This is a genomic window from Streptomyces boncukensis (assembly GCF_011045075.1).
GTDB classification, from domain to species: domain Bacteria; phylum Actinomycetota; class Actinomycetes; order Streptomycetales; family Streptomycetaceae; genus Streptomyces; species Streptomyces boncukensis.
In genome coordinates, this window is record NZ_JAAKZZ010000287.1 from 1 (window position 1) to 9,550 (window position 9,550).

Annotated in this window: 9 protein-coding genes and 1 rRNA gene; all 10 read right to left on the bottom strand. The window is 72.0% G+C overall.

Features of this window, described 5'->3' with window-relative positions:
* Positions 1 to 118 (bottom strand): 16S ribosomal RNA (locus tag G5C65_RS23705); the annotation flags it as partial.
* A 418-nt stretch (positions 119 to 536) separates the two neighbouring features.
* Positions 537 to 1,352, bottom strand: coding sequence for a pyrroline-5-carboxylate reductase (gene proC / locus G5C65_RS23710; RefSeq protein ID WP_420903355.1), 816 nt, complete (start codon positions 1,350 to 1,352; stop codon positions 537 to 539).
* Between the two features lie 17 nt (positions 1,353 to 1,369).
* A complete protein-coding gene (locus tag G5C65_RS23715; RefSeq protein ID WP_165300942.1) occupies positions 1,370 to 2,107 on the bottom strand; it encodes an ABC transporter permease in 738 nt (245 codons plus the stop codon).
* Between the two features lie 8 nt (positions 2,108 to 2,115).
* Positions 2,116 to 2,868 carry an ABC transporter ATP-binding protein gene (locus G5C65_RS23720; RefSeq protein WP_165300943.1) on the bottom strand — a complete coding sequence of 251 codons (753 nt, stop codon included), beginning with the start codon at positions 2,866 to 2,868 and terminating at the stop codon, positions 2,116 to 2,118.
* Between the two features lie 131 nt (positions 2,869 to 2,999).
* Positions 3,000 to 5,147 carry an MMPL family transporter gene (locus G5C65_RS23725; RefSeq protein WP_165300944.1) on the bottom strand — a complete coding sequence of 716 codons (2,148 nt, stop codon included), beginning with the start codon at positions 5,145 to 5,147 and terminating at the stop codon, positions 3,000 to 3,002.
* Positions 5,148 to 5,321: 174 nt separating this feature from the next.
* Complete coding sequence (locus G5C65_RS23730; protein ID WP_338146612.1) at positions 5,322 to 5,609, bottom strand: hypothetical protein; 288 nt, start codon at positions 5,607 to 5,609, stop codon at positions 5,322 to 5,324.
* On the bottom strand, positions 5,606 to 6,004 hold the full coding sequence (locus G5C65_RS23735; RefSeq protein ID WP_165300945.1) for an ArsR family transcriptional regulator: 399 nt from the start codon (positions 6,002 to 6,004) through the stop codon (positions 5,606 to 5,608). Before G5C65_RS23735 ends, G5C65_RS23730 begins: the two co-directional genes overlap by 4 nt.
* Before the next feature lie 140 nt (positions 6,005 to 6,144).
* Positions 6,145 to 6,648 (bottom strand): hypothetical protein, encoded by a 504-nt coding sequence (locus G5C65_RS23740; RefSeq protein WP_165300946.1) that lies wholly within the window; start codon positions 6,646 to 6,648, stop codon positions 6,145 to 6,147.
* 50 nt (positions 6,649 to 6,698) lie between these two features.
* A complete protein-coding gene (gene ilvD, locus G5C65_RS23745) occupies positions 6,699 to 8,552 on the bottom strand; it encodes a dihydroxy-acid dehydratase (protein WP_165300947.1) in 1,854 nt (617 codons plus the stop codon).
* Between the two features lie 223 nt (positions 8,553 to 8,775).
* Positions 8,776 to 9,474, bottom strand: coding sequence for a response regulator (locus G5C65_RS23750; protein ID WP_165300948.1), 699 nt, complete (start codon positions 9,472 to 9,474; stop codon positions 8,776 to 8,778).
* Positions 9,475 to 9,550 lie beyond the last annotated feature (76 nt).

Below are 9,550 nucleotides of genomic sequence, written 5' to 3' on the forward strand. Positions count from 1 at the left end.
CACGTGTTACTCACCCGTTCGCCACTAATCCACCACCGAAGCGGCTTCATCGTTCGACTTGCATGTGTTAAGCACGCCGCCAGCGTTCGTCCTGAGCCAGGATCAAACTCTCCGTGAATGCATCAATTCATTCAACGAAGAACAAATGTCCTCGCTATGTAAACCCCTTGACGAGGCATACCAAAAATCTGGCGTTGACTACTTGGCACGCTGTTGAGTTCTCAAGGAACGGACGCTTCCTTCGGAAACCTCTCGGCTTTCCTCCGGGCGCTTCCCTTCGGTGTGTCCACTACTTTAGCTGATTTCCCCGCCGACTCAAAATCGAGTCTTTCGCCTGGAATTTGGCACGCCAAATCAGCCCTGCGAAGGGAGAAGATCGTACTTCCGTAGTGGGATTCCCGCCTGAGCGGCGGGAGGATGTCGCCGTTGAGCCGGTGGCTCGCTGGCAACCCGGGAGACCTTACGGACCGTCCCTCGCAGTGTCAACTCGGGGTCATGCGCCGGGGGTCATCCGTTTCCCCGGCCGGGGCGGCCGCTCACTGCCCGCCCAGCTCGCGGCTGCGGTCCCGTGCGGCCTCGATGGCGTCGATGAACGCCGCGCGCACCCGGTGGTTCTCCAGCTCGCGGATGGCGTTGATGGTGGTGCCGCCGGGCGAGGTGACGTTCTCGCGCAGTGTGACGGGGTGCTCGCCGCTGTCCCGGAGCATGGTCGCGGCGCCGACGGCCGCCTGGACGATGAGGTCGTGGGCCTTGTCCCGGGGCAGGCCGAGCTGGATGCCGGCCTCGGTCATGGCCTCGACCAGGAAGAAGAAGTAGGCGGGGCCGGAGCCGGAGAGGGCCGTCGCGGCGTCCTGCTGGGACTCGGGGATGCGCAGGGTCTTGCCGACGCCGGTGAAGATCTCGTCGGCGAGCGCGAGGTGGCCGTCGGCGGCGTGGGTGCCGGGGGAGATGACGGACATGGCCTCGTCGACCAGGGCCGGGGTGTTCGCCATCACGCGGATGACGGGGGTGCCGGGCGGGAGCTTGTGCTCGATGAAGCCGGTGGTGATGCCCGCCGCGCCGCTGATGACCAGGCGGTCGGCGGGCAGGTGCGGTGCCAGCTCGTCCAGCAGGACGGGCATGTCCTGCGGCTTGGGCGTGAGGATGAGCGTGTCGGCGGCCTTGGCCGCCTCGGGGTTGGTGACGGCCTCGACGGCGTAGCGCTCGCGGAGTTCCGCGGCCCGCTCGGGGCGGCGGGTGGTGACCAGGAGGCGGCCGGCGGGCCAGCCGCCGCGGAGCATGCCGGAGAGGAGGGCCTCGCCGATTTTCCCGGTGCCGAGGACGGCTACTTTCTGGGTGGTCATGGCGGGCATTTTCGCACCGCGGGCGGCTACGGGGTGCGGCGGCGGAGGGTGACGGCGCCGAGCGCGAGGACCAGGAGCGCCGAGCCCGCGACCACGGCGGCGTCCCGGACGAAGTCCCCTGTGGGGTCGGTGTGCCGCAGCACCTCGGTCATGCCGTCCACCGCGTACGACATGGGCAGCACGTTGGAGATCGCCTCCAGCACCGGCTGCATGGAGTCGCGCGGCGCGAACAGCCCGCACAGCAGGATCTGCGGGAAGATCACGGCGGGCATGAACTGGACGACCTGGAACTCCGACGCCGCGAACGCGGAGACGAAGAGCCCCAGCGCCGTGCCCAGCAGCGCATCGAGCAGCGCGACCAGCAGCAGCAGCCAGGGCGAGCCCGCGATTCTCAGATCCAGCAGCCAGACGGCCACGCCCGTCGCGAGGGACGCCTGGACGACGGCGAGGGCACCGAACGCCAGCGCGTAGCCCGCGATCAGGTCGGCCTTGCCCAGGGGCATGGACAGCAGCCGCTCCAGGGTGCCGGTGGTCCGTTCGCGGAGCGTGGCGATCGACGTCACCAGGAACATCGTCACCAGCGGGAAGATGCCGAGGAGGGAGGCGCCGATGCTGTCGAAGGACCGCGGGTCGGCGTCGAAGACGTAGTAGAGCAGGACCAGCAGCAGGAAGGGGACCAGGAGCAGCAGGCCGATGGTGCGCGGGTCGTGGCTCAGCTGGCGCAGGACCCTGCGGGACGTGGCCAGGGTGCGGGTGGCGTTCATCGCGGTGTTCACCTCGGGTACTCGTGCTGCCGGGCCGAGTCGACCAGTGTGAGAAAGGCGTCCTCGACGGTGTCCGTGCCGGTCAGGTCGCGGAGCTCGCGCGGGGTCCCGGAGGCGAGCAGGCTGCCCTCGCGGAGCAGGAGCAGCTGCTCGCAGCGGTCGGCCTCGTCCATCACGTGCGAGGAGATGAGCAGGGTCACGCCGCGGTCGGCGGCGAGGCGGTGGAAGAGGGCCCACAGGTCCCGGCGGAGGACGGGGTCGAGGCCCACCGTCGGCTCGTCCAGCACCAGCAGCTCGGGCGTGCCCAGCAGGGCGACGGCGAGGGAGACGCGGGAGCGCTGGCCGCCGGAGAGGTTGCCCGCGAGGTCGTCGGCGTGGGCTGTCAGGTCGACGTCCGACAGCACCCGGTCACGCTGCTCGGGGCGCTCGCGGCGGGGGACGCCGAGGACCGCCGCGAAGTACTCCAGGTTCTGGCGGGCCGTCAGGTCGTCGTAGACGGACGGGGCCTGGGTGACGTAGCCGACGCGGGAGCGCAGGGAGGCCGAGCCCGCGGGCCAGCCGAGCACGTCCAGGGTGCCGGTGACCTTGGCCTGGGTGCCGACGATGGCGCGGATGAGCGTGGACTTGCCGCTGCCCGAGGGGCCGAGCAGCCCGGTGACGCTGCCGGGCTCGACGTCGAAGGCCAGGCCGTCCAGCACGGTGCGGGCCCCGCGGACGACGGTCAGCCCGCGCGCGCTGACCGCCGGAGGCTTATTCATCATGTGATGAATTATGGGTCCGCGCTTCTCGGCGCGTCAAGGCGCTCCAGGGGTCGGGAGGGCCCCGCCCGGGGGTGGCGCCGGGCGGGGCCGAGTCGGCAACGAGCGGAGAGCGCAGAGCGGAGAGCCGGGGGTCAGCGGTGCTGGGTGGCCCTCGGCCGTATGGCGTCGGCGGGCTCCGCGCCTCGGGTACCGGGACCGCCGTCGGTGGCGTCGGCGGTCCGGGCCAGCGTGCTGGGCCACCACAGCACCCGGCCCAGATCCAGCGCCAGGGACGGCACCAGCACCGTGCGGACCAGGAAGGTGTCCAGCAGGACGCCCAGCCCGACCAGCACGCCGAGCTGCGCCATCATCACCAGCGGCATCGCCGCGAAGACCGCGAACGTCGCCGCGAGCACGACGCCGGCCGAGGTGATGACGCCGCCGGTCGTCGTCAGGCCCGCGAGCACGCCCTTCGCATGGCGGCCTCCCGTGGCGACCTCCTCGCGCACCCGGGTCATGAGGAAGATGTTGTAGTCGATCCCCAGGGCGACCAGGAAGACGAAGCCCATCAGCGGAATCGTCCAGTCCACCCCGGCGAACCCGAGCACGTGCTCGAAGAGCAGATTCGAGGCGCCGAGTGCGCCGAAGAAGGACAGCACCACCGTCGCCAGCAGCATCAGCGGTGCCACCAGCGACCGCAGCAGCCACACCAGCACCAGCAGCACCACGCCCAGCACGATCGGGATGACGGTGCGCAGATCGCGCCCGGCCGCCTGCCGGGTGTCCAGCTCCTCCGCCGTCGTCCCGCCCACCAGGGCCTTCGAGCCCACCGCTGACCGCAGCGCTTCGACGGTGTCCTTCGCCGCCTCGCTGTCCGGCGCGTGGGTGAGGGTGACGGCGAGGGTGCTGAGCCGCCCGTCGTCCGTACGGTCCTCGGGGCGCACCGACGCCACGCCCGGCACGTCCCGCGCCGCCGCGGCGGCCTCGGCGCGGTCCCGGGTCGGCACCACGAGCGTCGCGGGGTCGGAGGCGCCCGGCGGGTAGTGCGCGGAGATCCGCTCCTGCGCGACGACGGACTCCGGCTTGTCCTGGAACTTCTGCTCCTCGGTGAGGCCGAGGTCGACACCGGCCGCGCTCAGCGCCAGCAACGCGGTCACCCCGATCGACAGCAGCCAGGACCAGCGCGGACGGCCCGCTATCAGCGTGCCGATCCGGGACCACACGGCGCGGGCCCGGCGGGGCTGGGTGGCGTGGCGCGGCACGAACGGCCAGAAGACCCAGCGCCCCGTGCACACCAGCAGCGCGGGCAGCACCGTGACCATGGCGAGGAACGCGCAGACCACCCCGACGGCGCCCACCAGGCCCAGCGAGCGCGAGGAGTTGATGTCCGCGAACGCCAGGCAGGCGAGCCCGGCCGCGATGGTGCCCGCCGAGGCCAGCACGGCGGGGCCGGAGCGGCGCAGCGCGATCCGCATCGCCACATGCCGGTCCTCGATTCCGTGCAGCTCCTCGCGGTAGCGGGCGATCAGCAGCAGCGCGTAGTCCGTACCGACGCCGAACACCAGCACCATCAGGATGCCCGCGCTCTGCGGATCGACAGGCAGTTCGGCATACCGGGCGAGCAGATAGGTGGCGACCTGCGTGAGCACCGCGGCGAAGCCCACCGACAGCAGCGGCAGCAGCCACAGCAGCGGGCTGCGATAGGTGATCAGGAGCAGCACGGCGACGACGCTGCCGGTGGCCAGCATCAGGGTGACGTCCAGGTCGTCGAACACCTCGACGTTGTCGGTGAGGGAGCCGGCCGGGCCGCCGACCCGGACGTCGAGACCGGGTGGGGCGTTGGCCGCCGCGACGGTGCGCAGCTCCTTGAGGGTGTCGGTGATGTCGGTGTCCCCGCCGGTGGCCAGCGGAACGACGAGCATCAGCGCCCGCCCGTCCTCCGCCGGGAGGGGGCCGCTCGGCTGCTCGCCGGGCGCGGCGTGCGCCGCGAAGTCCGCGCGGTCGGCGCGCGCCTTGGCGGCGTCGGCGGCGGTCGTACGGGCGCTGCCGCGGGTGTAGACGGCGACGGCCGGGATGATCTCGTCCTCGCCGCGGAACTTCTCCAGCTCGGTGTTGACCTGCGCGGACTCGGCGCCGCGCGGCAGGAAGGCGTTGGCGCCGGTGTCCTCGACGTCGCCGAGCTTTCCGGCCAGCGGGCCGAGGGCGACGGCCATGATCAGCCAAGCGCCGAGGATCAGCCATTTCGAACGGCGGCCTGCGGGTGCCGTCACCAGACGGCGGGCCGCGCTGCGGGCAGACACGGGTAGTCTCTCCTATGGTGCGGGTGTGGGCTCGCGATGGGCTTCGCGGTGACGGTTCGCGCTCGTGCCGGCTTCTGTACGGCCGGGAGTTGCCGCTCCCGGCCGTACCTGTGTGCCGCTGTACCTGTGTGACGCCGTACCTGTGTGCCGCGGCAGGGCGGCTATGCGATGCGGCTATTCGATTTCGCGCATCATCTTCTCCATGGAGGCGATGGACCTCCGGGCCTGCGTCAGCTCCTCGATGCTCTTGCGGTGCAGCTCGACGTTGTCCTCCAGCAGCTGGGCGTACTTCTCGGCGAGCTGCTTGTACTGCTGCTCGCGGGATGCCAGCATCCGGGCCCGCCAGGTGGCCGCGATCTGCCAGATGATCACGATCAGGACCGCGAAGAACCCCGCTGTGCCGAGCCCCGCGGCCCAGACGCCCGCCGGGTCGTCCGCGATATAGGTGAGGTGCTCGTTCACTGTGTCCTCGCTCCTTCTTCTTCCTTCGCGCGCGCCGCCTGGTCTGCTTCCTTCGCGGGCGCCGCGGGGTCCGCCTCGTCCGCGCCGCTGAGGGTTCCGGCCGCATGGGCGATGACCTCGGGGGTCAGCTCATAGGCGAACGGGACCACCTCGAAGAACTTCATGGCCTTCCCGCTGTCCGACAGCTCCAGCGTCCCGACGACGAGGCCCGCCGATTCCAGCCGCTGGAGATGCATATGGAGCAGGGGACGACTCATTCCGATCTCGCGGGCGAGCCTGCTCACGTAGTTCCGGCCCTCGCAGAGCGCCTCGACGATCCGCATACGGTGCGGATTGCCGAGCGCCGCGAGCACCTTCAGCAGGTCGTCTCCCGTCAGGGTCTCGACCGCGCTCACCGTGGCCCCTTCCCTGTTGGCGTGTAAGAAAAAGCTGACACGTGAAGGCTGGGGATGTCGAGCCGCCCGGCCACAACTCGGGGACGGCTCGGGGATAAGTCAGGGATCCCCCTGACTCCCCGGCCGCTCACCGCACCGGCTCACTGCTTCCGCTTGCGCTTGCGCTTCTTGCTCGCCGGGTTGCCGCTGCGGGCCGAGCGCAGCCGCTCGTGCCGGGCCAGCGCCTCCTCGTACTCGCCGCGCGCCAGCTTCTCGCCGGGCGCCTCCACCAGGCTGCGCAGCGCATAGGCGAGCAGGACCCCGATGAAGCCGATGGCCCGGATGCTGCGCATCGAGGACTCGGCCGCGGCGTCCCGCTCGGCCCGCTCCTCGGGGCGGCGGGTGTACGAGCCGAGCGTGCGGCTGAACGCGAGGGAGCTGCACACCGCGAACGCGGCGACCAGCAGCACCGAGGCCCAGGCGCCGATGTCGGCCACCGCGACGCCCTCGTACGCGAAGCGCAGCACGAAGGCACCGGCGGCGGCGGTGAGGAGGGCGCCCAGGGCGAGGCCGACCCGGCGCAGCGCGTAGCCGCGCGAGTGGTCGACCCAGGTGGTGCCGTAGAAGCGGATGGGCTCGGGCTGGGGCTCGGTGGTCTCGCTCACCCTCCGATTATCGCTCCCCGGACGTGGTCCTCCGGGCAGCCCCCGGGGGCTCAGCCGCCGAGGCGGGAGACGTCGCGGACGGCGCCCCGGTCGGCGCTGGTGGCCATCGCGGCGTACGCGCGCAGCGCCGCGGAGACCCGGCGGTCGCGGGTCGCCGGCGCGTAGCGGCCGCCGAGCGCCGAGCGCCGGGCCTCCAGCTCGGCGTCCGGCACGTTCAGCCGCAGCGACCGGCCGGGGATGTCGATGGCGACCTCGTCCCCGTCCCGGACGAGCGCGATCAGCCCGCCGGACGCCGCCTCCGGCGAGACATGCCCGATGGACAGGCCGGACGTACCGCCCGAGAAGCGGCCGTCGGTGACCAGGGCGCACGCCTTGCCGAGGCCGCGGCCCTTCAGGAAGGAGGTGGGGTAGAGCATCTCCTGCATGCCGGGCCCGCCCCGCGGCCCCTCGTAGCGGATGACGACGACGTCGCCCTCCTTGACCTCCTTGGCCAGGATCCGCTCCACCGCCTCGTCCTGCGACTCGCACACCACGGCCGGCCCGGTGAAGGTCAGGATGGACTCGTCGACGCCGGCCGTCTTCACCACGCAGCCGTTCTCCGCGAGGTTGCCGTACAGGACGGCCAGCCCGCCCTCCGCCGAGTAGGCGTGCGCGGCATCGCGGATGCAGCCCGCCTCCGCGTCGGTGTCCAGCGCCTCCCAGCGTTCGGACTGCGAGAACGCCTCCGCCGAGCGGACGCAGCCGGGCGCGGCGTGGAAGAGCTCCACCGCCTGCGGGGAGGGGGAGCCGCCGCGGATGTCCCAGCCCTTGAGCCAGTCGGCCAGCGACGGGGAGTGCACGGCGTGCACGTCCTGGTTGAGCAGGCCGGCGCGGTCCAGCTCGCCCAGGATGGCCGGGATGCCGCCCGCGCGGTGCACGTCCTCCATGTAGTACGTGCCGGAGGGCGCGGCGTTCGGGGCGACCTTGCACAGGCACGGCAGCCGGCGCGAGAGGGCGTCGATGTCCGCCATGGTGAAGTCCAGCTCGGCCTCTTCGGCCGCCGCCAGCAGGTGCAGGATGGTGTTGGTCGAGCCGCCCATGGCGATGTCCAGCGCCATGGCGTTCTCGAACGCGGCGCGCGAGCCGACGGAGCGGGGCAGGACGGTGGCGTCGTCCTCGTCGTAGTAGCGCCGGGCGGTCCCGACGGCCGTACGGCCCGCCTCCTCGTACAGCGCGCGGCGCGCGGTGTGGGTGGCCAGCACCGAGCCGTTGCCGGGCAGCGCGAGGCCGAGGGCCTCGGTGAGGCAGTTCATCGAGTTGGCGGTGAACATGCCGGAGCAGGAGCCGCAGGTCGGGCAGGCGTTGTCCTCGATCAGCCGCATGTCCGCTTCGGAGACCGCGTCGTTCGCCGACTCGGAGATCGCGGTGATCAGGTCCAGCTTGCGGACCGTGCCGTCGACGAGGGTGGCGGTGCCGGACTCCATGGGGCCGCCGGAGACGAAGACGGTGGGGATGTTGAGCCGCATCGCGGCCATCAGCATCCCGGGAGTGATCTTGTCGCAGTTGGAGATGCAGATCAGGGCGTCCGCACAGTGCGCCTCGACCATGTACTCGACACTGTCCGCGATCAGGTCGCGGGAGGGCAGCGAGTAGAGCATCCCGTGGTGGCCCATGGCGATGCCGTCGTCCACCGCGATCGAGTTGAACTCGCGCGGGATGCCGCCCGCCGCCTTCACCGCGCCGGAGACGATGCGGCCCACCGGCTGGAGGTGGGTGTGACCCGGCACGAACTCGGTGAAGCTGTTGGCCACGGCCACGATGGGCTTGCCGAAGTCTTCGCGCGCTACGCCCGACGCCTGCATCAGGGCTCGCGCCCCCGCCATGTTGCGGCCGTGGGTGACGGTGCGGGACCTCAGCTCGGGCATGGCTGCCCCTCCCTCTGTACGCGCTTCGTTCGCTTCGTTCGCTTCGTTCAGGTCCTTCAGGTGCGCCGCGCGACGTCCGGTGGGCCCCGACCGGCCCGCTCGTCCGGCTGGGGTACGGGCGGCGTCTCCCGGAAGCGCGCAGCGGCTCGGTGCCGACCCTACGCCTCCCGCCCAGGATCCGGACGGGGAATTCACATGGTGGACGTACCCCGGGCGCGGGGCCTCAGCCGGTACGGCCCGGCCGCACCAGGCCGGTCTCGTACGCGACGATGACGGCCTGCGCGCGGTCCCGCACCCCCAGCTTGGCGAAGACCGCGGTGACGTGGTTCTTGACGGTCTGCACGCCGATCCGCAGCGTCCGCGCGATCTCGGCGTTGTCCAGGCCGGCGGCGACCTGCCGCAGCACCTCGACCTCGCGCGGGGTGAGCGCGGACAGCGCGGGCGCCGCCGCGGGCGCCGTGCCGGGCGCGGCGGGCGGCTCCGCGGTCACGTACGCGGCGATGAGGCGGGTGAGCAGCCGGGGCGCCACCACGGCCTCGCCCCTGTCGACGGTGTGCAGCGCGGCGGCCAGGTCCTCGGGGGAGATGTCCTTGGGCAGGAACCCGGTGGCTCCGGCGCGCAGCGCCCGTACCACGTACTCGTCCTGGTCGAAGGTGCTCAGCGCCAGCACCCGGCACTCCGGCAGCTCGGCGGTCAGCCGCGCCGTGGCCCGGACGCCGTCGAGCACGGGCATCCGGATGTCCATCAGCACCGCGCGCGGACGCAGCCGGTGGGCGGCGGCGACGGCCTGCTCGCCGTCCCCCGCCTCGCCCACCACCTCGATGCCCGGGTCGGCGCGCAGGACGAGCGCCAGCCCGCGGCGTACGAGCGGCTGGTCGTCGGCGATCAGTACGGTGAGACGGCGCTCGCCGTCCGGTGTCATCGGGCCCCTGCCTCCTCGTGCTCGCCCGGGGGCAGCGGCACGCTCGCGGCCACCCGGAACCCGCCCCCCGCACGGC

Excerpts from the sequence above, each read along its gene's own strand:
- proC (WP_420903355.1), bottom strand. The coding sequence starts at position 1,352 with ATGCCCGCCATGACCACCCAGAAAGTAGCCGTCCTCGGCACCGGGAAA.
- G5C65_RS23715 (WP_165300942.1), bottom strand. The coding sequence starts at position 2,107 with ATGAACGCCACCCGCACCCTGGCCACGTCCCGCAGGGTCCTGCGCCAG.
- G5C65_RS23720 (WP_165300943.1), bottom strand. The coding sequence starts at position 2,868 with ATGATGAATAAGCCTCCGGCGGTCAGCGCGCGCGGGCTGACCGTCGTC.
- ilvD (WP_165300947.1), bottom strand. The coding sequence starts at position 8,552 with ATGCCCGAGCTGAGGTCCCGCACCGTCACCCACGGCCGCAACATGGCG.
- G5C65_RS23750 (WP_165300948.1), bottom strand. The coding sequence starts at position 9,474 with ATGACACCGGACGGCGAGCGCCGTCTCACCGTACTGATCGCCGACGAC.